The organism is Cutibacterium sp., from assembly GCF_030525615.1.
In the GTDB taxonomy this organism is placed as follows: Bacteria; Actinomycetota; Actinomycetes; order Propionibacteriales; family Propionibacteriaceae; genus Cutibacterium.
Genome location: NZ_JAUNEJ010000001.1, coordinates 555,244 through 579,366 on the forward strand (window position 1 = coordinate 555,244; position 24,123 = coordinate 579,366).

The 24,123-nt window shown below is 59.3% G+C and carries 21 protein-coding genes; 19 read left to right on the forward strand and 2 right to left on the reverse strand.

Annotated elements, in window-relative coordinates:
* Positions 1-873, reverse strand: a complete 873-nt coding sequence (locus tag Q4B98_RS02570) for a MurR/RpiR family transcriptional regulator (protein ID WP_303195210.1) — start codon at positions 871-873, stop codon at positions 1-3.
* A 430-nt stretch (positions 874-1,303) separates the two neighbouring features.
* Between Q4B98_RS02570 and dnaE the strand changes: the two genes are divergently transcribed.
* From dnaE to Q4B98_RS02655, 17 genes are all read left to right on the forward strand, one after another.
* A complete protein-coding gene (gene dnaE / locus Q4B98_RS02575) occupies positions 1,304-4,876 on the forward strand; it encodes a DNA polymerase III subunit alpha (protein ID WP_303195212.1) in 3,573 nt (1,190 codons plus the stop codon).
* Entirely contained in the window at positions 4,873-5,427 is a 555-nt protein-coding gene (locus Q4B98_RS02580; RefSeq protein ID WP_303195213.1) for a hypothetical protein, read from the forward strand. Before dnaE ends, Q4B98_RS02580 begins: the two co-directional genes overlap by 4 nt.
* Before the next feature lie 4 nt (positions 5,428-5,431).
* Positions 5,432-6,751 (forward strand): histidinol dehydrogenase, encoded by a 1,320-nt coding sequence (gene hisD / locus Q4B98_RS02585; protein WP_303195215.1) that lies wholly within the window; start codon positions 5,432-5,434, stop codon positions 6,749-6,751.
* A gap of 32 nt (positions 6,752-6,783) precedes the next feature.
* Positions 6,784-7,911, forward strand: coding sequence for a histidinol-phosphate transaminase (locus Q4B98_RS02590; RefSeq protein WP_303195633.1), 1,128 nt, complete (start codon positions 6,784-6,786; stop codon positions 7,909-7,911).
* On the forward strand, positions 7,911-8,531 hold the full coding sequence (hisB, locus tag Q4B98_RS02595) for an imidazoleglycerol-phosphate dehydratase HisB (protein WP_303195217.1): 621 nt from the start codon (positions 7,911-7,913) through the stop codon (positions 8,529-8,531). Before Q4B98_RS02590 ends, hisB begins: the two co-directional genes overlap by 1 nt.
* Positions 8,524-9,144: an imidazole glycerol phosphate synthase subunit HisH gene (gene hisH, locus Q4B98_RS02600; RefSeq protein ID WP_303195219.1), complete on the forward strand. Its 621-nt coding sequence runs from the start codon at positions 8,524-8,526 to the stop codon at positions 9,142-9,144. The genes hisB and hisH overlap by 8 nt, the downstream gene beginning before the upstream one ends.
* Positions 9,145-9,157: 13 nt before the next feature.
* Positions 9,158-9,925: a bifunctional 1-(5-phosphoribosyl)-5-((5-phosphoribosylamino)methylideneamino)imidazole-4-carboxamide isomerase/phosphoribosylanthranilate isomerase PriA gene (gene priA, locus Q4B98_RS02605; RefSeq protein WP_303195221.1), complete on the forward strand. Its 768-nt coding sequence runs from the start codon at positions 9,158-9,160 to the stop codon at positions 9,923-9,925.
* A gap of 150 nt (positions 9,926-10,075) precedes the next feature.
* Positions 10,076-10,870 carry a YebC/PmpR family DNA-binding transcriptional regulator gene (locus Q4B98_RS02610; RefSeq protein ID WP_303195222.1) on the forward strand — a complete coding sequence of 265 codons (795 nt, stop codon included), beginning with the start codon at positions 10,076-10,078 and terminating at the stop codon, positions 10,868-10,870.
* A gap of 35 nt (positions 10,871-10,905) precedes the next feature.
* Positions 10,906-11,451, forward strand: coding sequence for a crossover junction endodeoxyribonuclease RuvC (gene ruvC, locus Q4B98_RS02615; RefSeq protein WP_303195634.1), 546 nt, complete (start codon positions 10,906-10,908; stop codon positions 11,449-11,451).
* Positions 11,448-12,053, forward strand: coding sequence for a Holliday junction branch migration protein RuvA (gene ruvA / locus Q4B98_RS02620; protein ID WP_303195223.1), 606 nt, complete (start codon positions 11,448-11,450; stop codon positions 12,051-12,053). The genes ruvC and ruvA overlap by 4 nt, the downstream gene beginning before the upstream one ends.
* 53 nt (positions 12,054-12,106) lie before the next feature.
* Positions 12,107-13,129: a Holliday junction branch migration DNA helicase RuvB gene (ruvB, locus tag Q4B98_RS02625; RefSeq protein WP_303195225.1), complete on the forward strand. Its 1,023-nt coding sequence runs from the start codon at positions 12,107-12,109 to the stop codon at positions 13,127-13,129.
* Positions 13,130-13,153: 24 nt separating this feature from the next.
* On the forward strand, positions 13,154-13,621 hold the full coding sequence (yajC, locus tag Q4B98_RS02630) for a preprotein translocase subunit YajC (protein WP_303195226.1): 468 nt from the start codon (positions 13,154-13,156) through the stop codon (positions 13,619-13,621).
* Positions 13,622-13,720: 99 nt separating this feature from the next.
* A complete protein-coding gene (gene secD, locus Q4B98_RS02635; protein WP_303195635.1) occupies positions 13,721-15,358 on the forward strand; it encodes a protein translocase subunit SecD in 1,638 nt (545 codons plus the stop codon).
* Between the two features lies 1 nt (position 15,359).
* The gene (secF, locus tag Q4B98_RS02640) at positions 15,360-16,517 is read left to right on the forward strand and encodes a protein translocase subunit SecF (RefSeq protein WP_303195227.1); all 1,158 of its coding nucleotides are present in this window, start codon (positions 15,360-15,362) and stop codon (positions 16,515-16,517) included.
* A complete protein-coding gene (locus tag Q4B98_RS02645; RefSeq protein ID WP_303195229.1) occupies positions 16,514-17,047 on the forward strand; it encodes an adenine phosphoribosyltransferase in 534 nt (177 codons plus the stop codon). The genes secF and Q4B98_RS02645 overlap by 4 nt, the downstream gene beginning before the upstream one ends.
* 2 nt (positions 17,048-17,049) lie before the next feature.
* The gene (locus tag Q4B98_RS02650; protein ID WP_303195230.1) at positions 17,050-18,144 is read left to right on the forward strand and encodes a TrkA family potassium uptake protein; all 1,095 of its coding nucleotides are present in this window, start codon (positions 17,050-17,052) and stop codon (positions 18,142-18,144) included.
* A gap of 132 nt (positions 18,145-18,276) precedes the next feature.
* Positions 18,277-20,598, forward strand: coding sequence for a bifunctional (p)ppGpp synthetase/guanosine-3',5'-bis(diphosphate) 3'-pyrophosphohydrolase (locus tag Q4B98_RS02655; RefSeq protein WP_303195232.1), 2,322 nt, complete (start codon positions 18,277-18,279; stop codon positions 20,596-20,598).
* Positions 20,599-20,661: 63 nt separating this feature from the next.
* On the opposite strand, the gene Q4B98_RS02660 is transcribed toward Q4B98_RS02655, so the two are convergent.
* Positions 20,662-21,960, reverse strand: coding sequence for a DUF349 domain-containing protein (locus Q4B98_RS02660; protein ID WP_303195233.1), 1,299 nt, complete (start codon positions 21,958-21,960; stop codon positions 20,662-20,664).
* On the opposite strand from Q4B98_RS02660, the gene Q4B98_RS02665 reads away from it, so the two are divergent.
* Together Q4B98_RS02665 and hisS are read left to right on the forward strand one after the other, a co-directional pair.
* The gene (locus Q4B98_RS02665) at positions 21,938-22,615 is read left to right on the forward strand and encodes an MBL fold metallo-hydrolase (RefSeq protein WP_368492280.1); all 678 of its coding nucleotides are present in this window, start codon (positions 21,938-21,940) and stop codon (positions 22,613-22,615) included. The two genes, Q4B98_RS02660 and Q4B98_RS02665, sit on opposite strands and share 23 nt — an antisense overlap.
* A gap of 105 nt (positions 22,616-22,720) precedes the next feature.
* Entirely contained in the window at positions 22,721-24,085 is a 1,365-nt protein-coding gene (gene hisS / locus Q4B98_RS02670) for a histidine--tRNA ligase (RefSeq protein ID WP_303195237.1), read from the forward strand.
* Positions 24,086-24,123 lie beyond the last annotated feature (38 nt).

The following is a 24,123-nucleotide window of genomic DNA, read 5'->3' on the forward strand; positions in this document are numbered from 1 at the left end:
TCAGGCCCGGTGCCTGCTGACTGCCGTTCGGGTGCTGGTGAGGAAGGTTTCGAGATCTTCCATGCATAGCTGGGCAACCCTGGCGAACAGGAAGTCGACGACGGCCAGCTGGGATATTCGACTGGACATAGCACCGGCCCGCACCGGAGTCTCGCGGGCCGGGGTGACAAGAATGTGGTCGGCTAGCTGCGCGACCGGGGACTTGGGCACTCCCGTCATGGCGACGGTGATTGCACCGTGGGCTCGAGCTACCGTAAGAGCCTCGGCAATTTCGTGAGTGTTTCCACTGAAAGAGATTCCCAAGGCAACGCATGAATGCTCACAAAGGGCGGCATGAACGAGCTGGACATGGGTGTCATCGTGATGTTGACAGAATAGTCCGATACGTTCCAGTTTCTGGGAAAGATCATTGGCCACAAGTCCGCTGGAGCCAACTCCGAAAAGGACTGTCCTGGGCGCAATGGAGATGGCACTGGCCACGGCTTCGAGCTCATGCGAGTCCACTGCTCGCGCGGTGTTCACGATGGTGCGTGCTTCGTGGAAGGCGATCTTGGAAATCGTTTGCTGCATCGTGTCATCAGCGGAGATGTTGCCTTCAGCCACTGACGAGCGTTCCATCTCAATACTGCGTCGGGATAGTTCACGGGCGAGTTCCGCACGCAGTTCTCGATACCCCTTAAGACCCAGGGCACGACAGAAACGGACCACCGAGGCGGGAGAGACGCTGGCCTCATGAGCAAGCTGGCTCGTCGAGGCCGCGAGGGTCCAGTCAGGTTTTGCAAGTACGACATCGGCAACCTGTGCTTCTGCTGGACGCATGGTGGATGCTGCCATGTCGATGCGGGAGAACAGGTCGCCGTCCATATGAAACATCCTTCCAAAAATGGGGATATGTGCGTAACATCGTTTCACGCCGTCTGAACTGTACAGATCGCTGAGGACTGTGCCCGGTGTCGTCCACATAGCCCACGCGGCTGCAAGGGCGGCGTTATTAGAACACATGAAACCAAGAGATATCGCATAGGGGGGGCGATTCTATGGACAATCTCACCAAACTGACCGCCACAGAGGGTAGGAATCCGGCCAGCACGCGATATTCCACGATGCCTGGAGACCATGGGATCCGCCGCCACGGAGATCAACGTCCTGCAGCCCTGACGGAACCCAGGTTGACTTCGCTGTTCGTCGGTTGACATGAGTGGTCGGGTCGCCCGTAGTCGGATGTGCGGACTAGTCTGTCCGAGTCATCATCACTTAGGGCCGGAGTGACCTGCATTCCGGTCGGTTCGTGAAAGGACTGTTCGTGGCCCGATCCGACTTCGTCCACCTGCATACCCACACTGAGTACTCGATGTTGGATGGTGCTGCCAGCAACGAGAAGCTTTTTGCCGAGGTGGCTCGTCAGGGAATGCCGGCGGTCGCCATGACTGACCACGGTAATATGTTCGGTGCCTATGAGTTCTTCCAGATCTCTAAGAAGTATGACGGAGAGCAGAACCCGTTGGTCAAGCCGATCATCGGCATTGAAGCCTATGTCGCTCCCAGCAGTCGAAAGTCGCGGGTACAAGAGTTTTGGGGGAGTTCGCGTGACGCGGGCGATCCGGACGCCGAGGGCGGTAAAGACGTCTCGGGAGGTGGGCGCTACACCCACATGACCATGTGGGCCAAAAACCCCGAGGGACTCCACAACTTGTTCCGGCTGTCATCGCTGGCCTCCTACGAGGGCTACTACATGAAGCCTCGGATGGACCGTGAACTGATGTCTCAGTATCCGGGGGGGATCATCGCGTCGACGGGATGTCCTTCGGGCGAGGTACAGACTCGACTGCGCCTTGGGCAGTTTGAGGAGGCCTGCCATACCGCTGCCGCTTACCAGGACATCTTTGGTAAGGAAAACTACTTCTGCGAGTTGATGGACCATGGAGTCCCCATTGAAAAGCAGGTGCGCTCTGACCTGCTCAAGTTGGCTAAGCGGCTGGACATCCCGCTGCTTGTCACCAATGACTCTCACTACGTCACTGAGGATCAGGCTGACGCCCATGACTCGCTGCTGTGTGTTGGAGTGGGTCGTAATAAGGACGATCCGAATCGTTTCCGGTTCAACGGGTCGGGCTACTACATCAAGTCTTCTGACCAGATGAGGGCGCTGTTTCCGGATCATCCTGAGGCCTGCGACAACACTCTGTTGCTGACCGAGATGATTGGGTCCTACGACGAGGTCTTCAAGCACGTCGACCGAATGCCCCAGTTCGACGTCCCAGAAGGGGAGACCCAGGAGTCTTGGCTTCGCAAGAAGCTTCAGGAGGGCCTGGACGAGAAATTCGGACCGAATCCACCGAAGGAGGTTCTCGACCGTCTTGAGACCGAGCTGTCGGTCATTGAGCCGTTGGGATTCTCCTCCTACTTTCTTGTCGTTTCCGATATCTGCAATGCCGCACGTTCTATGGGGGTGCCAGTCGGGCCGGGTCGTGGATCGGCTGCCGGTTCCCTCGTCGCCTACTTGACCGGGATCATTGCCATCAATCCGTTGGAACATGGATTGCTGTTCGAGAGGTTCCTCAACCCAGAACGCGTCAACCCGCCTGATATTGACCTTGACTTTGACGATCGTCAGCGTGACAAGGTGATCGACTATGTGACCCACAAGTACGGGGCGGAGTACACCAGCCAGGTCAACACCTTCGGCAAGATTAAGGCCAAGGCTGCTGTCAAGGATGCCAATCGTATTCTTGGTTACCCCTTCTCCCTCGGCGACAAGATCACCAAGGCAATGCCCCCGGATGTCATGGGCAAGGGAGTGCCGCTAAGCAAGATCTTCGACCCCACGCACGAGAGGTACGGGGAGGGTCAAGAGTTTCGCCAGCTGGTTGCCGATAACCCGGACGTCGCCAAGGTCGTTGAGACCGCGAAAGGCCTTGAAGGTCTGATTCGCGGTACCGGTGTACACGCGTGTGCTTTCATCCTGTCCAGCGCCCCACTGCTCGATCTCGTGCCGATGCATAAGCGCGACAAGGACGGCATGATTATCGCCGGTTTCGCCTACCCCCAGCTCGAGGAGATGGGGCTCATGAAGATGGATTTCCTGGGCCTGCGAAACCTCGGCATCATGGATCACTGCATTAAGATCATCAAAGAGAATCGGGGGATCGACGTCGATCTCAACAGCCTGTCTCTCGATGACAAAAAGACTTACGAGATGCTGGCCCGGGGTGACACCCTGGGTGTTTTCCAGCTTGACGGCACAGCCATGCGGTCTTTGCTGCGGCTCATGGGTCCAACGTGTTTCGACGATATCGTTGCCGTCCTAGCCCTGTACCGACCTGGCCCGATGGGTGCCAATGCGCATATCTCCTATGCCCAACGCAAAAACGGCCGGGAACCGATCATTCCAATCCATCCCGAGCTCAAGGACGACCTCGACGAGATCTTGGCTCCGACGTATCACCTCATCGTGTACCAGGAGCAGATCATGTCGATCGCGCGAAAGCTCGCTGGCTACACGCTGGGTGGCGCTGACCTCCTGCGTCGTGCCATGGGCAAGAAGAAGAAGCACATCCTGGAGGAGAACTTCATTCCATTCCAGGCGGGTATGCGCGAGCATGGCTATTCCGACGACGCCATTCAGACCTTGTGGGACGTTATGGTCCCCTTCGCCGGATACGCATTCAACAAGTCGCACGCTGCTGGTTATGGACTGGTGTCCTACTGGACGGCCTACCTCAAAGCCAATTACCCAGCCGAATATGGTGCCGCCCTGCTGACCAGCGTCGGTGATGACAAAGACAAAATGGCGATGTACCTGGCCGATATGAGGTCCCAGCACATCAACGTCTTGCCCCCTGATGTCAATGCATCATCGCTGGAGTTCACTGCTGTTGGCGACGACATCAGATTCGGTCTTGGAGCTATCCGAAATGTCGGTGCCAACGCCGTTGCCGAGATTATCCGAGCCCGTGAGGAGAATGGTCCGGCCACGGATTTCTTCAGCTTCCTCGATCAGGTCAGCCTCACGGTGTGCAACAAGAGGCTTATCGAGTCGCTTATTAAGGCCGGGGCCTTCGATTCCATGGGCCATTCCCGACGCGGGCTGATGGCGGTCTATGAACAAGCCGTGGACGCTGTCATCGACATCAAGCGAAATCAAGCCAATGGTCAGGACGATCTCTTCGGTATGGGGGACGATTCAGAACCCGCCCAGTTGGGTGTGGAACGAGTGGTTCCGGAGGACGACTGGGATCGCAGCACAAAACTCGCCTTTGAGCGCGAGATGTTGGGTCTGTACGTGTCCGATCACCCGCTGCGAGGTCTGGAAGCTGCGTTGGAGGCCGAATCAGATATTTCGGTGGCCGAACTAGTCAACCCTGAAGGCCACCATGAAGGGCGCTACACCATCGCGGGTATGGTCACCCAGATCATTCGACGTACCACGAAGAACGGTGATATCTGGGCCTCTGTCACGCTGGAGGACCTCGACGCTTCCATCACTATCGCGTGTTTCCCGAAGGTCTATCAGCGAGTTGAACCGCTGCTGGCTGTCGACAGCATTATCAAGGTGCGAGGATTCGTCCGGGAACGTGACGAGACCGTAGAGATGTCGGCCAATGACGTCTGGCTTCTTGACCTTACCGATGCCGGCAATGCGCCAGTGACGATTGATCTTCGCCGTGGACGCTGCACTCGCGGCACCATCGAGAGTCTGCGTGAGGTGCTGCACAATCACCCGGGTAGCTCTGAGGTGAGATTGCGACTCATCGACGGTAAGTCCACAACGACCTTCCGGCTTGCAGACGAGTTCAAGGTCACCACTGGCCAATCGCTGATGGCCGATCTCAAGGCATTGCTCGGCCCCTCGTGTATCCCCAGGAGGCAGTCATGAACGAGACGACTCGTATCCGCAGCCTTGCGACTCTGCGGTCGAGCATATTTGTCGTGTGCAGTGGGGTAGTCCTGGGCGGGCTGGCAGCTCCGATATGGCACGCCACGGTTACCCTTCCGACGTACAAGGTGGGTTCTGACGGTGCAGCATCGATAACCGAGACCGGCCTTACTCAAGTGTTCGCCACTGACGCCATGTACAGCCTGATCGGTGTCATCGTCGGCTTTATCATTGGCTGTCTGAGCTGGGTCCTGATGCGTCGGCGTGGAGTTTGGGGAGTAGTTGTTGCCGGGGTGTCGTCCTGTCTTTCGGCGCTGGTTTGCTGGTGGGTCGGTGTGCTTATCGGGCCTGATTCTTTCGCTGAGCGCATTGCCTCAGCCAAGGAAGGTGAAGTCGTCCCAGTGGATTTTGCCCTCCATACCTGGGTGTCGGTACTGGTCTGGTTACTGGCGACGATGATCCCCATTCTGATTGGATCTCTTGTCATGGCCTGGCGTCGCTCTCCGCGAGCTGGACGCTCGGAGCCGGCTGCCAAGGCTTCATTAGAATGACGGTGTGCTGAGAATCGTCGATTTGACCGGTGAAACCACTGGCGACTTGCGTCGCGTCGTGCCGCGCGCAGACTTTGATGTCGATGCTGCGATGGCGGCCGTCATCCCCGTTTGTACTGCGGTGAGAGACCATGGCGCTGAAGCGCTGCGTACGTACAGCGAGAAGTTCGATCATGTGGTTCCGGACCATCTCAGGGTTCCGGCCGAGGCGCTGGCTGAAGCTTCCGCCAACCTCGACGACACGTTGCGTCAAGCTTTCACCGAGTCGATTCGTCGACGCCGTCAAGTGTGCCGTGAGGCCGAGACGGAAATCTCTTCCGCTCCGGTCGAGGTGGCTGCCGGAGCTCACGTGAGTCAGCGTATTGTCCCGGTTGGACGGGTCGGTCTGTATGTTCCCGGCGGATTTGCCCCGCTGGCCTCCTCGGTCATCATGAACGTCGTCCCAGCCCAAGAAGCCGGCGTGTCCTCAATCGCCGTGGCGTCCCCGCCCCAAGCTGAGTTCGGCGGTCTGCCGCACCCTAATATTCTTGCCCTATGCCACCTTCTCGGGGTTGATGAGGTTTACGCTGTCGGTGGTGCTCAGGCCATCGCCATGTTCGCCTACGGTGTCGAGGGTTCTGACGAGTCGGACTCCTGCCCGAGGGTTGACATGGTTACCGGACCGGGCAATATCTATGTCGTTGCCGCCAAGCGTTATCTGCGCGGCACCGTCGGTATTGACTCCGAGGCTGGTCCGACTGAGATCGCCATCTTGGCTGACAAGACGGCCAATCCACGTCACGTCGCTGCTGATCTCATGAGTCAAGCAGAACATGACACCCTCGCCGCTGCTGTGCTCGTCACCGATTCCAGCGAGTTGGCCGAGGCGGTGGAGAAGGAGCTGGCCCCGATGGTCGAGGCCACATTGCATTCCGAGCGTATTCGCACTTCGCTGACCTCCAAACAATCGGCAATCGTCATGGTGCGCGACATCGACCAAGGTCTCGAGGTCGTCGATGCCTACGCCGCTGAACACCTGGAGATTCAGACCGCCAACGCTGCCGCCGTCGCGGCGCGGGTCCACAACGCCGGTGCCATTTTCGTTGGTCCATGGTCCCCAGTCTCTTTGGGAGACTACTCAGCCGGATCAACCCATGTGTTGCCCACTGCCGGTGCTGCGTGCCACTCTTCGGGACTGTCGGTGCGCTCCTTCATGCGAGCGGTTCACGTCATTGACTACACCGAAGACGCTCTGCTCGATCTTGCTGATTTCGTTGAGGACTTCGCATTGGCGGAGAACCTGCCTGGCCATGCCAACGCCATCACGGTGAGGAGGCCACGATGACTCAGCGTCGACACATTCCCCAGGCCCGCCCGGTGGTCAAGCCAAAGCCGAACTCCATTCAGTTGGCGGACCTGCCGCTTCGCCCCGAACTGGTGGGAGAGGAACCCTACGGTGCTCCACAGCTTGACGTTCCGGTGCGCCTCAACGTCAATGAGAACCCATACCCACCGTCTGAAGCGGTACGCAAGGACATGGCCAAGGCCGTTGCTCATGCCGCAAAGGGGCTGAACCGATATCCGGACCGGGAAGCCACGGGTCTGCGTGAAGATCTGGCTAGGTACATCGGATTTGGGGTCAGCAGCGATCAGATTTGGCCGGCTAATGGGTCCAATGAGGTCATGACTCACATCCTGCAGGCCTTCGGCGGGCCAGGGCGTACCTTGCTCACATTCACCCCGGCGTACTCGATGTACCCCGAGTATGCTCGCAACACCCACACCGATTACGTCACTCGTCCCCGAAACGCCTCCTACGGTTTGACAACCGACGAGATCGTGAGCGCTGTGGAGGAGGTTGATCCCGACATCGTTTTGCTGACCACTCCGAACAACCCGACTGGCACCACCATCCCAGTGGCGGTCATCGATGAGGTGTGCTCAGCTACCAACGCGGTCGTCGTTGTCGATGAGGCTTACCAAGAATTCACTGATACTCCGGAAGACTCTGCGATTGCGCTGCTTCCCAAGCACGGGAAGCTCATCGTTGTGCGCACGCTATCCAAGGCTTTCGCCCTAGCCGGGGGACGTTTGGGATATGCCATCGCGGCCCCGGCCGTGGTGGACGCTCTGCGAATCGTTCGATTGCCCTACCACCTGTCTGAGGTGTCCCAAGTAGTGGCGCGGGTGGCGCTCGCACACGCTCCCGAAATGCTCGCTCGAGTCGACGAGCTGCGCGAGACCCGCGCGAATCTTGAAGACTGGTTGCGTACGCACGGACTCGACGTTGTTTCCTCTCAGTCGAACTTCCTTTTGTTTGGACGGTTTGCCGACCGGCACGCGGTCTTCCGTGCGCTCCTCGATCATGGTGTTCTTGTCCGAGAGGTGGGGCCGACGGGCTACCTACGGGTGTGCGCTGGTACGCCTCGTGAGACCGACACCTTCCGGGCTGCGCTACTTGATGTCCTTCCAACTGCGCGTCGGCTTGACCCGGAGGAGGATTGATGACTCATCGCTGCGCTCATATTCACCGTGAGACCTCTGAGTCCAACGTCGACGTTTCCATCGACCTTGACGGTTGTGGAGAATCAACTATTTCCACCGGGGTCGGTTTCTACGACCACATGCTGACAGCTCTCTCAAAGCACTCAGGCATCGATATGACGATCACCACGAGCGGTGATATCGACGTCGACGGTCATCACAGCGTTGAGGACACTGCTATAGCCTTGGGGCAGGCCTTGTCCCATGCCCTCGGTGACAAGCGCGGGATCACCCGCTTCGGTGACGCTCTAGTTCCGCTCGACGAAGCCCTCGCCCAGTGCGTCGTGGATGTCGCTGGACGCCCGTGGGTGGAGTGCAGCGGTGAGCCAGAGGGCCAGATCTATGCTCGCATTGGCGGTTCCGGCGTGCCCTATCAAGGATCCATGACCTACCACGTCGTACAGTCCTTGGCCCTCAATGCTGGCCTGTGTGTCCACCTGCGTCTGCTGGCAGGACGAGATCCCCATCACATCTGCGAGGCCCAGTACAAGGCGTTGGCACGGGCGTTGCGGGTGGCTATTGCTCCCGATCCACGTAACGCCGGTCGTGTACCCAGTACCAAAGGGGTTCTTGATGTGTGAACCGGCGCGAGTCGGAATCATCGACCACGGTTCGGGAAACCTGCACTCGGCTGAACGTGCTCTGCGTAAGGTCGGTGCGATCGTGACCGTCTCGAAGGACCCGGAAGTCTTGCTCGACAATGACGCTCTCGTCTTGCCCGGGGTGGGTGCCTTGGCAGCATGTATGGCCGGATTGCGGTCCATGGGTGGCGACCAGTTGGTGCGTCGCTGGGTTGATGAGGGACGGCCCTTACTTGGAATTTGTGTTGGCCACCAAATGCTGTTTGAGCGCGGTAGGGAACGGGGTGTCGATGTTGAATGCCTTGGGGTGCTACCTGGTGCCGTTGAAGAATTGCCGGCTGACCGTCTGCCCCACATGGGGTGGAATACCGTCCAACCGGCGACCCAGACAACCTTGTTCCAACACGTGAATGGCGAGAGGTTTTACTTCGTCCACTCCTATGGGGTACTCGTCGACGGTCCTGACGACCACTTCACAACGGCAACCCATCAAGGTGCAACCTTTGTCGCGGCCGCCGAGGTGGGTCCGGTGGTATCAACCCAGTTTCATCCCGAGAAGTCTGGAAGTGCGGGCCTTGACCTGCTCGAACGGTGGCTGGCTCGGGTGTGTTGATAAAGTAAACCTCGTGACCAGAGAACTCACACTACTGCCAGCCGTGGACGTCCAGGGCGGGCGAGCCGTCCAGTTGCAGCAGGGGGTGGCTAGTTCCGAGCGGGTGTTCGGTGACCCTCTGGAGGTGGCTCTCAAGTGGCGGGGCCTGGGAGCCCAGTGGATTCACCTGGTCGACCTTGACGCCGCTTTCGGGCGCGGAGCCAACACCGAGATCATCAGCAATATCGTCGAGCAGATGGACATCAACGTTGAGGTGTCCGGCGGTATCCGTGACCAAAAGAGTCTGGAGTCGGCTCTCTCCGCTGGTGCTACTCGGGTCAACATCGGTACCGCCGCTCTGGAGAATCCCACCTGGTGCGACGAGGTCGTGACTCGCTATGGCGAACAGGTCGCTATCGGTCTGGATGTCAAAGGGGACCGACTTGCCGCCCGCGGTTGGACCCGTGAGGGCGGGAAAGTGCTCGACGTCCTGGCCCGGCTGGAAGACGCCGGGTGCAAGCGCTACGTCGTCACCGATGTCGCTAGCGATGGTATGTTGACCGGGCCGAATTATGAACTGTTGGGTCGAATCTGCGCCCGAACTCAGGGGACCGTCGTTGCCTCCGGAGGTATTGCCACCCTTGAGGACCTGCGCCGGCTACGCGGACTGGTTCCGATCGGGGTGGAGGGTGCCATCGTGGGTACTGCCCTTTATGTCGGTAACTTCACCCTGCCGGAGGCTCTCGAGGTGTGCCGGGCTCCGATCCCGGCAGATTCTGCTCCGGTTCCCAACGCTGACTGACGGTCGGCTCATCGTCTGCGCGCTTCGACCCAATGTGGCGTCCGGCGGGCAGTGTAGAATGCCCGATTGTGTGCGCGGGTTCGTCCTGCGCCGAATGCTTGGCCCCGCTGGGCCGAAAACTGCGACATTCGAGGAAGGGAGACACCGTCTATGAGCGGTCACTCCAAGTGGGCCACCACCAAGCACAAGAAGGCGGCTATCGACGCCAAGCGTGGCAAGCTGTTCGCCCGCCTTATCAAGAACATCGAAGTGGCGGCACGCCTCGGTGGTGGAGACCCGTCAGGTAACCCGACTCTCTACGACGCCATCCAGAAAGCGAAGAAGAGTTCGGTCCCCAACGACAACATCACCCGCGCCGTCAAGCGTGGCTCTGGCGAGGGGGCAGACGCGGTCAACTACGAGACCATCATGTACGAGGCTTATGGCCCCGCTGGTGTCGCCATCCTCATCGAGTGTTTGACTGACAACCGCAACCGCGCCGTCTCCGACGTTCGTGTCGCCGTCACCCGTAACGGTGGCACCATGGCCGATGGTGGCTCGGTGCAGCGTCTCTTCCAGCGCAAGGGCGTTGTGGTGGTCTCGAAAACCTATGAGGTCGAAGAGGGCCGTAAGACTGAGACTCGTGAGGTGGACGAGGATCAACTCATGGAGGCCACCATCGACGCCGAGCCCGAGGACATCGTTGATGAGGGCGACGTCTTCGAGATCATCTCTGACCCCAACGCCGTCGTTGACGTGCGCAAGGCCGTGCAGAACGCTGGCATTGACTACGACTCCGCCGAGGTTTCATTCAAGCCGGACTTCACTCAGCCTGTGGAGCTCGACGATGCTCGCAAGCTGTACAAGATCCTCGACGCTCTGGAGGATCTTGACGACGTTCAGAACGTCTTCTCCAACGCAGACATCCCCGCCGAGGTTGCTGCGGCTCTTGACGAGGAGGAGTGAGCATTCCAGCCCCCAGCTCGCGGGTAATCCGTGTCATGGGGGTGGACCCCGGTTTGACGCGGTGTGGGGTAGGCGTTGTGGAAGGCGGCCTTGGAGCTCCACTGAGGTTAGTTGCTGTCGGCGTCATTCGTACCCCTGCCGATTTGGATCGCGGTCATCGTCTGTTACGCATTCACGATGGGTTGGAGGAGTGGCGAGATCACACTCGTCCTGACACCATCGCCGTTGAGCGGGTATTCGCCCAGCACAACCGCAACACTGTTACGGGCACTGCCCAGGCAGCCGGTATCGCGATGATGATCGCTGCTCGTCATGGTTTGCCCGCCACTCTCTACACCCCTAGCGAGGTGAAGGCGGCGATTTCCGGATCGGGGCGTGCCGACAAAGCCCAGGTAGGTCTGATGGTTGCACGGGTGCTTCGCCTGTCGGCTCCTCCGAAACCTGCTGACGCTGCCGACGCCGTGGCCCTGGCGATTTGTCATGTGTGGCGCGGCGGAGCCGCTCATCGCGTCGAAGCCGCTGTGGCTGCCCAGCGACGCGGCCGTCCGGTACCTCGTTCTTGGAAGGATTATGCCCGGTGATCTCTCATCTTTCCGGTGCTGTGACCGCTGCCGGCCCGACCTGGGTCGTACTCGACGTCCATGGGATCGGTATCAAGGTGCTGTGCCCTCCTGCTACGGCTGCGAGCGCACGTATCGACCAGCCGATGACCCTACAGACCTCCCTGGTCGTTCGGGAGGACTCACTGACCCTTTACGGGTTCGTCGAGGCTGATGACCGCGACGCTTTCGAACTCGTTCAAACGGCTTCTGGAGTCGGCCCTAAACTCGCCGCTGCCATCATGAGTGTCCTGGACGCCAGTCAGCTTGCGGCAGCGATCAGTGGCGAGGATGAGTCGACGCTGTGCCGTGTGCCTGGGATTGGTCGCAAAGGGGCCGCGAAGATGATCCTTGAGCTCAAGGACAAGATGGAAACATTCGTACCGGGGGGAACTGCCTCTGTTGGCACCAGCCAACCCGTGGCGGCGTGGCGGGAACAGGTTGCTGACGGTCTCATCGGTCTGGGATGGTCGACCAAGGATGCCGAAAAAGCTGTTGAGGAGGTGGCCGCCCTCAAGGAGGCTGATCCGTCGATGACGATCGGCAACCTGATGCGGGCAGCCCTGCGTAGTTTGGCCCGATAAGTTGTCGGACTGGCCTGGCACACTGACAGGTGTCGTCAGAAAGGAGAACCTCGGTGGAGCATTCGCCCGTCGATCCGTGGGCCGAGCCTCCTGAGAAGGCTGAAGAGGCTGCTCTGCGCCCTGGTGCCCTGGCGGAGTTCAGAGGGCAGCAGCGTGTTGCCGAGCAACTCGGTCTTGTCTTGGCTGCCTCGAAGTCACGCGGCACAACTCCCGACCATGTCTTGTTGTCCGGTCCTCCCGGGCTTGGGAAGACTACCTTGGCCATGATTATCGCCGCCGAGATGTCGGCTCCGATTCGCATTTCCTCCGGACCCGCTATCCAGCACGCCGGAGATTTGGCTGCGATCCTGTCATCTCTGGTTCCCGGTGAGGTGTTTTTCCTTGACGAGATCCACCGAATGTCCAAGCCAGCAGAGGAAATGCTCTACCTGGCAATGGAGGATTTCCGCGTCGACGTCGTCGTCGGTAAGGGACCCGGGGCCACCGCGATCCCGATAGATATTCCGCCATTCACCCTTGTCGGTGCGACAACTCGTGCTGGGCTGCTTCCCGGCCCACTGCGCGACCGATTTGGCTTTACTGCCCAGCTCGACTACTACGACGTCGCCGATCTGGAGAGGATCGTCACTCGCTCGGCTGGCGTCATTGGCGTTGACCTGGCTGAAGGAACTGCTCATACCATTGCCTCCCGCTCGCGCGGAACACCCCGTATCGCCAACCGCCTGTTACGACGGGTGCGCGACTGGGCTGACGTCAATGACGAGTCCCCGGTGACCCCGAAGGGAGCGGAGACGGCTCTGGATCTCTACGAGGTCGATCCTCTTGGCCTTGACCGCCTAGACCGTGCCGTGCTCAATGCTGTCTGTCACAAATTCGGCGGGGGACCGGTTGGCTTGTCTACCCTCGCCATCAGCATTGGTGAGGAGCCTCAAACCGTCGAGGAAGTTGCCGAACCTTTCCTGGTTCGGTTGGGTTTCCTAATGCGTACTCCGCGCGGGCGTGTTGCAACCGACAGAGCATGGCGTCACCTCGGCCTCGAACCACCTACCAGCAGTGCCGGTGACGGACTGTTCTGACGATATTCGCCGCGCCGGGGTAGCATGACCCCGGTCGCACTCATAGACAAGGAATTATCTATGCCTCTTCTCGCCAGCCAGATGGGCGGTTTCATGCCGCTCCTGATTCTGTTCATCCTCCTGATCGCCTTTACCGTGTGGCAGGGCAAAAGACAGGCCAAGAGACAGCAGGAGGAGCGGGCCAAGCTTGAGTCGAACCTCCAGGAGGGCAGCCGCGTTATGCTCAGCAGCGGTCTGTTTGTGACGGTCACCCATCTTGGTGACAAGCAGGCCGTGGTCGAGCTGGCCCCGGGCGTCGAGGTCAATGTCCTCAAGCAGGCGATTGTCCGAGCTGCCGGTGACGAGGAAGAATTCGCGTTTGCTGACGACGCCCCGGCACAGACTGCTGCGGCTGACGATCTCACTGCCGATTCGGTAGTTGACAATCCGACTGAGAACTCGACTGCCGAATCGACCGACGCTGCTGTGACTGACCAACAGCCTCGGGCCTGACATTTACCAAGACCAAGGAATCTTTTCGACGTGGCAACGAAAAAGCGAACACACCATCCAGGCAGAACCCTGGCGATCTTCCTGGTGGTCATCATCGTCATGTACGTGCTTATGGGAGTTATGCGTGCGTGGGTACCCAAGCTTGGCTTGGACTTGAAGGGCGGCACATCTGTCACCCTGACGGCCCAGACCGAGGATGGCAAGGCTCCTACCGCAACGAGCCTTGAGCAGGCGCGTCTCATCATCCAGCAGCGCGTTAACTCGCTGGGCGTAGGTGAGTCATCGGTGAAGACGATGGGGGATCGCAACATCGTCGTCTCGGCACCGAACGTCAAGAGTTCCAAGCTCGTCGAGATGGTTGGTCAGACCGCCCAGCTCGGATTCCGGATGGTTTATGCCGAGGAGCCGCTGGGTACGAATAGTGCGACCCCCGGTGCGGCAAGGCCTTCTACCCTGCCCACGGCTGATCCGAAAGCCAAGGCTTCACCTAGTGCCTCCGCTAGCTCGGAGGGCGCTTCCGCTGGCTCAACTCCCAAGGCCAAGGACAGCGGTCCGAAATACAACGAGAAAGATCCGGCATCGGCAGCCAAGATGGTCAAGGATGCCGAGAAGTGGGAGCCTTCCCCAGAGGACATGCAAACCTTCCAAAACTTCAAGTGCACCAAGTCTGTCGATTCCCCGCCAAATAAGGCCTTGGTGACCTGTGACCGAGAGGGCAAGGCCAAGTATTTGCTCTCTCCAGTCGCTATCACGGGAACTCAGGTTGAGAGTGCCAACTCGGACATTCCCCCAGGCGAGCTGTCATACGTGGTGAACCTGAAGTTCAACTCAATCGGCACGACTTCCTTCGGTGAGGCGACGACTTTCTTGTGCTCCCGCCAGGCCCCGCAGAACCAGTTTGCTGTCGTTCTGGACGGCAAGGTTATTTCTGCGCCGCAGCTGGATGGCAGCAAGGGAAGTTCCTGCCCCATCAATGGTGGACAGGCACAGATTTCCGGTAACTTCACTCAGGACAGTGCGGCCGATCTGGCCAACGTCCTCAAGTACGGAGCCCTGCCGCTGTCTTTCGACATCTCCAGCGTTGACAATGTCTCGCCAACTCTTGGTGGGGAGCAGCTGCGCGCTGGGATCATTGCTGGCATTATCGGCCTGATCTTGGTCGCCGCTTACTGTCTGCTGTACTACCGGGGCCTGGGCTTGGTAGCCATCAGCTCACTGCTGATCGCAGGTATCACGACTTACGCCGCCATGGTGCTGCTCGGGGAGGCTGTCGGATTCACCCTTTCCTTGGCTGGTATCGCTGGTGCGATCGTGGCTATCGGTGTGACGGCCGACTCCTTCATCGTCTACTTTGAACGGATTCGAGACGAGATTCGAGAGGGACGTACCCTGCGCACTGCCCTTCAGACCGGCTGGACGAAGGCGCGTGGGACCATCCTGATGGCCGACGGCGTTTCGCTGCTGTCCGCTATCGTGCTGTTTCTGCTGTCGGTCGACCAGGTGAAGGGATTCGCCTTTACGCTCGGTCTGACTACCGCGATTGACCTTTTCATTTGTTTCTTCTTTACTCACCCCATCGTCAGTGTGCTGGGACGTACCAAGTTCTGGGGACAGGGACGACGCGGCTCCGGTCTCGAGGCTGAGCACATGGGTGTCACGGAAGCGCAATTGCTCGGCCGACGAAGCAGGCGATCTGCCCCACGAGCCCGCCGAGGCATTGATACGGAGGAGGCCTGAGATGACTGACGACAACAAGACCTCGTCCCTTACAGCAGAGCGATCTGAGGGGAAGAAGCAGAAGCACGGATTCACCCACGCCCTGTACACCGGTGAAATCTCCTACGGCTTCATCCAGCGCCGCAAGCTCTGGTACACCGTCTCCATCATCGTCATCGCAATCTCACTTGTCGGGCTGCTGGTACGCGGCCTGAACCTCGGTATCGAGTTCAAGGGCGGTGTTCAATTCCGCTCTCCGGCCCACGTCGCTACCTCGACCGTTGACGATGTTCGCAAGGCGGTATTGTCCTCAGGGATCCCCGACATGGACTCCACCGAGGTCGTCAGTCTCGGCTCGGACAATGTCCAGGTTCAGACGAGGTCCCTCGACAACACTGAGACGACCAAGGTCCAGGAGGCTATTGCCAAGGCCACTGGTGCCAAGACCGATACCGTGACGTACTCCCAGGTCGGTAGCCAGTGGGGCGAGCAAATCACTGGTAAGGCCGTTAAGGCCTTGATCGTCTTCCTGGTCCTGGTGATGTTGCAGATTTGGGCCTATTTCCGGCACTGGAAGATGTCCATCGCCGCAGTGATAGCCCTCATACACGACCTGATCGTCACCGTTGGCGTCTATGCTCTGGTCGGCTTCACGGTTTCACCATCAACCGTGATCGGTGTCCTCACGATTCTCGGTTACTCTCTCTATGACACGGTCGTTGTCTTCGACAAGGTGCGCGAAAACGTCCAAGACATTGATAAGCGCGACTACACCTTCGCAGAGGGCGCCAACCGAGCCGTCAACCAGGTGCTGGTGCGCTCTATCAACACCACTATTGTCGGTGTGCTGCCGGTGGCGGCGCTGCTCTTCGCTGGTGCCTTTGTTCTGGGGTCTGGGCCTCTGGAGGACCTTGGGCTTGCCCTTTTCGTCGGCATGATCGTCGGTGCATATTCTTCGATCTTCATTGCGACCCCGGTATTCGTTCAATTGAGTGAGAATGAGTCGGCTGTGAAAAAGCACACGGAGCGCGTCCTGCGTCGCCGTGAGCGGGCAGTTCAAAAAGGCCCGCAGGTGGTGGCTCAGACTGTGGCCGCGCAAGGACCTGTCGATGTCACGTCCATTGCTCAAGGCGAGCGTCGTCAGCCGCGTCGTTCTACTCGCTCTGAGAGGAAGAAATGAGTTTACGCACTAATCTCATTGCCGGTTTTATCCGGGATGTTCCGGACTTTCCGGAGCCGGGGGTGACCTTCAAAGACATCACCCCTTTGCTGGCCAACGCCAATGGATATGCCGCAGCGATTTCTGAACTCGTGGACACCGCTCCGCGCGGGGTCGATGTCGTTGTCGGGGTGGAGGCTCGTGGGTTCATGTTCGCGGGACCGGTGGCCCTGTCTTTAGGCGCAGGGTTTGTCCCGGTTCGCAAGCCCGGAAAGCTTCCCGGCGACGTCTACTCCCAGTCCTTTGTGCTGGAGTATGGCTCGGCTACCCTGACGGTTCATCAGGATGCCATTCAACCCGGATCGAAAGTCCTTATCGTCGATGACATCCTCGCCACAGGAGGCACGGTCGGTGCTACGGGTGCCCTGATCGAGAAACTTGGTGGCGAGCTTGTCGGTGTGTCGGTACTCATGGAGCTCTCGGCACTTGGTGGTCGGGAAAAGCTCGACGGAGCTGGTATTGGCCCAGTCAACGCCGCGATTACGGTGTGATCTTGGTATCGGAATCGGCGGAGTCATCAGGCCGGCGCAGCATCTTCGAGCAGGCGGCACTGGTCAAGCTGCCCTTTAAGACCACCAAGCCTTTTCGGGAGCTGGTGAAGAGGCTGGTGTGGTCGGCCATCCTGCTGCTGGCTAGTACGTTGATCGTGTGGATAGATCGGGACTCCTACGTCGATTCCACCGCCGGTGACGGTGTTTCTCTCGTCGACGCCTTCTACTATTCGACGGTCACCGTGACCACCACCGGTTACGGTGACATCACTCCGGTCGCGACACATGCGCGACTCATCAACGCCTTCATCATCACTCCGTTACGCATTACCTTCCTGGTGTTGTTGGTCGGTACCACTCTGGAGATGTTGGCGAACGAGGGGCGACGCGGCCTGCTCGATAGTGCTTGGAGGAAGCGCATGAGGAATCACACCGTCGTCATTGGGTACGGCACGAAGGGACGCAGCGCGGTCAATACCCTGCGCAACCATGACGTGCCAGTCGAAAAGATCGTCGTCATTGACAATCGTCCTTCTGCGGTGGCCGAGGCGAACCGTTCTGGGCTGGCGGCCTTCGAAGGGGATGCGACAAGGCGCGACCTGCTGAGGCGAGCTGAGATCAGCAAGGCGCGGGAGGTCGTCATCACCCTCAACCGAGACGATTCGGCCATTCTTACCACGCTGACGGTGCGGCAGCTCAATCCGCGCTGCCATATCGTCGTGTCTGGCCGGGAGGACGAGAATCTTCCGCTGTTGCGCGAGTCCGGCGCGGACGCCGTTGTCACCTCTGCGGATGCGGTTGGGCGTCTGCTTGGCCTTTCGTCGGTCAATCCGCACGTTGGTACTGTCGTCGACGACTTGCTGTCCAGTGCGAAAGGTATGGAAGTCGTTCAGCGGATGGTTTCCAAGTCCGAAATTGGTGCTCGCCCAGCCGATATTCAGAACGAGCGGGTTCTGGCGGTCATTCGCAATGACGTGCTACGTAATTTCTACGATTCGTCGATCGGCAAGCTGCAGGCTGGTGATGTCATCGTTGTGGTGCGCAAAGCTGTCCCTCGCACCTCAGGCTCTCAAGCAGAAGCTGATCTAGTGCGCTGAGAAGAGCAAGAATTCCGGCAGAGGTAATAGAGGAATCAGTATCGGCCTTAACCGATGATCGTTGCGGGCAGTCGGCATGGAGGTGGTAAAAACCACTAGAATAAAACGTCCAACGTGCCAGGAGGTGCCCCAATGACCGACGACAGCGTCTATGGTCCTTATCGATCGGGCAAGGCGACATTGGGCAAGCCGAAACCTGACCAGAAGCGTCCTCAGCCTCGTATGAGTATGCGCGAACGCATCGTCCGGTGGGGTACCCCGAAATCCTCAGGGCCGACTCACAGCGTCACAGAACCGCTCATCTCAGTGGTGTTGGCCAACCATCCGAAGGCTGATACTGCCGCCATCGAGCGGGCATATCGCACGGCTGAGCATTACCATCGTGGCCAGACTCGTAAGTCTGGTGATCCCTACATCACCCATCCGCTTGCGGTGGCGATGATCCTTGCCGAACTCGGAATGGATGAGCAGACCTTATGCGCCGGGCTGCTCCACGACACCGTTGAAGACACCTCGTATACCCGTGAACAGTTGACGGTCGATTTCGGTGAAGAAATCGCGCTGCTCGTCGACGGAGTGACAAAACTCGATAAAGTGCAGTACGGCGATTCGGCCAAGGCTGAGACTATCCGCAAGATGGTGATCGCGATGAGCCGCGACATCCGAGTCCTGGTCATCAAGCTCGCCGACCGGCTGCACAATATGAGGACCTTGGGGTTTCTTCGCCCGGACAAGCAGAACCGGATCGCCAAGGAAACTCTTGAAATCTTCGCTCCGCTGGCTCATCGCCTCGGTATGAATGCCATCAAGTGGGAGCTTGAGGATCTGTGCTTCTCTACTCTCAATCCTAAGCTCTATGACGAGATCGTCCACATGGTTGCCGAGCGGGCCCCGCAGCGGGAGGCTCAGCTTAAGAATGTGATCGAGATTGTCCGTCAAGACCTCGCGGACGCTGACATCAAAGCAACCGTCTATGGGCGTCCAAAACACTATTACTCGATTTATCAGAAGATGGTGGTGCGCGGTCGGGACTTTTCCGACATCTATGATCTCATTGGTCTGCGCATTCTCGTCGATACTCCGCGCGACTGTTATGCCGCGCTTGGGGTCATGCACGTGCGCTGGAACCCCCTTCCCGGGCGGTTCAAGGACTACATCGCCATGCCAAAATACAATATGTACCAGTCCTTGCACACCACCGTGCTTGGACCCGGAGGCCAGCCGGTCGAGTTGCAGATTCGCACTCACGAGATGCACCGTCGTGCCGAGTATGGTGTTGCCGCCCACTGGAAATACAAAGAGAATCCGAATGCCGTCGGCAAAGGACTTCAGCCTGATGGGGCTGACCTGTCCTGGGTGCAGTCGCTCAACCAGTGGTCCAAGGAGGAGTCCGACCCTGGCGAGTTCTTGGATTCCCTGCGCTTCGAGATCAACTCTTCGGAGGTATACGTCTTTACCCCCAAGGGTGACGTCATGGCCCTTCCACAGGACGCCACCCCTGTCGACTTCGCCTATGCGGTCCACACCGAGGTTGGCCACCACTGCATTGGTGCCCGTGTCAACGGCAAACTCGTCACCCTCGACACCAAACTGGCGAATGGTGATGTCGTTGACATCCTCACCTCAAATGCCTCGGATGCTGGACCAAGCCGGGATTGGCTGAAGTTCATCTCTTCCCCGCGTGCGCGCTCCAAGATCAAGTCATACTTCACCAAGGAGCGACGCGAGGAGTCAATCGAGGCCGGTAAAGACGCGATAGCCAGACAGCTGCGCCAGGTCGGTGTGCCTCTGCAGTCCTTACTGACGGTGGAGTATCTCACTGCGGTGGCGGATGATCTCCGGATACCGGGTATCAACGCCTTGTACGCCGCAGTGGGGGAGCACAACGTCAGCGCCCAATCGGTCGTCGAGAAGCTCGTCGCTCTCGGTGGCGGTCCGGAAGAGACGACGGCTGACGTCGAGGAGGAGCTTCCCGTCGGGGTCAAGGCCCCTCGCCTTCACACGAGCGAGACGGGAGTTATCGTCGACGGCGACCCTGACATGCTAGTGAAACTAGCTCGGTGCTGTACCCCGCTGCCGGGGGACCCCATCATGGGCTTTGTCACTCGCAACGACGGTGTGTCGGTACACCGTACAGACTGCTCAAATGCCAAGAATCTCCTTGAGCACCCTGAGCGGATCGTGCCCGTGTCATGGTCTGAAGATCAACAAGAGGGCTACCAGGTCACTATCCAGGTCGAGGGTCTCGATCGTGCTGGGCTGCTGCTAGACACCTCGCGCGTCCTCGCCGAGCAGGGGGTTAGCCTCCTGTCGGCCAATATGAGTGCTTCCAAAAACCATCTGGCTCGACTTCGACTCACCTTTGAGGCTCCCGACCCGACTCACCTCAAACATCTGGTTGAGTCGATCCGGCGGATCTCGGGCGTCTATGACGTCTTTCGTGTGAAGTCGTGAGGTTCGGACCAGCCCTGGACGTGACAAATGGCCTCGGTCCAGAAGACCGAGGCCATGAGACAATCAAGCGCTGAATTCGTCGAGGGCTTTCTGAGCTTCCTCCAACCAGGTCTGGTAGGTCTTGACTGACTCGCGAACTTTGTCAGCATCCTTGGTGCGACCAGCGCTCTCAGCCTTCTCAGCCTGAGCGCTGAGCTTGTCGATCTGGGCAGTGAACATATCCACGGTTGCGCGGGCACGCTCGCGAGCCTGCGGATCAGTGCGCTTCCACTCCGCCTCTTCAGCCGAATGAACCTGTCGTTCCAAGTCACGAACGCGGGCGTCGATGCGCTTCATGGCGTCCCGAGGGACCCGACCGACGTCGTTGAACTTCTCCAAGAAGGAACGGAACTTGGCTTTGGCCTCCTCGATGTCCGTGATCGGCAGGATGTCCTTTTCGGCCTCGTCGAGAAGCTTCTCCTTGACCTCTTGGTTGCCGCGGTACTCCTCGTCTTGCTGATTCTGAGCAGCATTGCGGGCGTCGAAGAACTTGTCTTGAATGGCGCGGAACTCCTTCCACAGCTTCTCGTCGATATCGCGCGGAGCTGAACCGGCAGCCTTCCAACGGTTCATGAGATCGCGGAACTGACGGGAGGTCTCTCCCCAGGCAGTCGAATCGGCCAGGGGACGAGCCTCCTTGATGATCTGTTCCTTGAGCACGCGGGCCTTTTCGCGCAAACGATTCTGCTCGGCCATGTGCTGCTTGCGACGACGGGTGAAGGCAGTGCGAGCCCCGGAGAAGCGGTGCCACAGTTCATCATCGGTGGTTTTGTCGATACGGGGCAGATGACGCCACTCTTCGAGCAAATCGCGGAACTTGCCAATGCCACCGCGCCAGTCGGTGCCGCTCGCGATGGCCTCCGCTTTGGCGACCATGTCCTCTTTGGCCTGTTTGGCGCGGGCCTTGGCCTCGGCCCTCTCTTCCCTGCGGCTTTCTGCCTTGGCCTCGATCGTGGGGCTGAGAGCCTCCACCCGAGCTGCCAGCGATTCCAGGTCGCCGACCGCATTGGCCTCACGGATGGCCGTGACGAGTTTGCTCGCGGCCGTGCGAGCCTCCTCCGGTGAGGCGGTCCCGGAGTTCACTCGTGATTCCAGCAGCGACACCTCGGTCTCGAGGGCATGATAGCGGCGCACGAAGAATTCAAGGGCTTCCTCGCTGGTGGAGTCCGGCACCTGGCCGACAGGCCTCTCCCCGTCACTGGTTCGGACGTAAACGGTGCCGTCATCATCGACGCGGCCGAAGGACTGCGGAGCTTCTACGTGACTCATAGGCTCCATCTTGCCCGATAAAATGCCAAACGTGTTCATTGTGTCCTTCATCACTGGTCCTTTTCGGGCCAATTGCTACCTTTTGGCGCGCGAAACAGGGGCCGAGTGTGTCGTCATCGACCCTGGGATGGGTGCCGAAGAGTTCCTCGGCGACGCGCTGAAGACCCACCATCTGACCCCGGTGGCGATTGGGCTCACCCACGGCCACATCGACCACGTTGGATCTGCCCGTCACGTCGCAGATGAATACGGCATTCCGGTGCTATGCCCGCACGATGATCGTCATCTGCTCACTGACCCCATGGCAGCTTTGGCTGATTTTGCTCGCCCTCTCATCGAGCAGTGGTATGGATCGACAACCCTGCGTGAGCCTGAAGAAGTCCTCGACGTGGAGCCATTCTCACACCACGAGTACGCCGGTCTCGATCTGGAATTCCTCCATGCCCCGGGTCACACCCCCGGGAGTTCGATGATTCGCATGATTGACCCCGAGCACGGCCCGATCGTCATGTCTGGTGACGTCGTCTTCGCTGGGTCCATCGGACGTACAGATATGCCCGGGGGAGACCCGGCGCAGATGTCACGCAGTCTCTCCGATGTCGTGTGGCCCCTTGACGACTCCACCCACCTACTTCCCGGGCACGGAGAACCGACGGCGATGGCCCAGGAGCGGATATCCAACCCGTTCCTCAATCGTCCCACTGGATAGTCTCATCGAACAGCGGTGAATGAGATCTATTGTCCTCAGACTGGCAGAATGGCCCCTGCGGGGTAACCCGCTGACAAACCCACGTTTTTCGAAGGATCGTGTCCAATGGCCCGTCTCAAGCCCCTGTCCGGTTTTCCCGAGTTCCTGCCCTCAGGACAGATGGTCGAGAACCATGTGACCCGGATTCTTGAGGAAACTTTCGAGCTTCATGGTTTTGCGCCGATCCACACCCGCGCTGTCGAACCCATGGAGCAACTGACTCGTAAAGGGGAGATTGACAAGGAGGTCTACGTCGTCGATCGGCTGCACGCCGACCCGCGCGAGTCCCGGTCGGAGAAAGATCGTCTAGGGCTGCACTTTGATCTCACCGTTCCCTTCGCTCGCTACGTACTGGAAAATGCTGGACACCTGCACTTCCCGTTCCGTCGCTATCAGATTCAGAGGGTGTGGCGCGGCGAACGTCCTCAGGAGGGCCGATACCGCGAATTCACCCAGGCTGATATCGACGTTGTTGGTGACCAGACGCTGGCCGAGCACCATGATGTTGAGACCCCTTTGGTCATGCTGTCGGCCCTTGAACGCTTGCACACCGAGTTGGGTTTCCCGACGGTCACCATGCACGTCAACAATCGCAAGCTTTCCGAAGGTTTCTACCGAGGGCTGGGTATTGAGGATCCCATGGCCGTTCTCCAGCGGGTCGACAAGTACGACAAGATCGGCCCGGACGCGGTGCGTGAACTTCTCACCGACGAGCTCGGCCTGTCCGACGAGGTTGCTGGAAAGTGTGTTGCCCTGGCTTCGATTCAGTCTGCCGACGATTCTTTCATCTCGAGAGTGCGAGAACTCGGGGTCTCCAATGACCTGCTCGAGGAGGGGCTGGATTCCCTTAATCGTGTCGTTACGGCTGTCAACAAGATCGTCCCGGGACGTATGGTTGCCAACCTCAAGATCGCCCGTGGCCTGGACTACTACACCGGCACCGTGTACGAGACGGAGCTCTCCGGGCACGAGTCGATGGGTTCGGTGTGTTCGGGCGGTCGCTACGAGTCCCTGGCCTCCGACGGTAAGCATGTCTACCCGGGAGTGGGGATTTCGCTGGGTCTGACCCGTCTGTTGGCTCCGATTATTTCCCGGGGGGAGCTGACGTCTTCCCGGGCGGTTCCGTCGGCTGTTCTGGTGGCCGTCAACACGGAGGAGGATCGCGCCAGCTCGGAGGCCGTCGCCCACCTGCTGCGTTCTCGCGGTATCCCCTGCGAGGTGGCTCCCAAGGCTGACAAATTTGGCAAACAGATCAAACATGCTGACCGTCGCGGAATTCCCTTTGTGTGGTTCCCGGGCGCTCAACACAGCGATCATCGTGACCACGACACTGTCAAGGACATTCGCTCCGGCGATCAGGTGGAGGCCGACGCCGCGAGCTGGAACCCACCGGCAGAAGATTTGTATCCCGGTGTTGTCGGTTCCTGGTAAGACAGCCCAACAAGACGGCTCCCTGGTACTCACCAGGG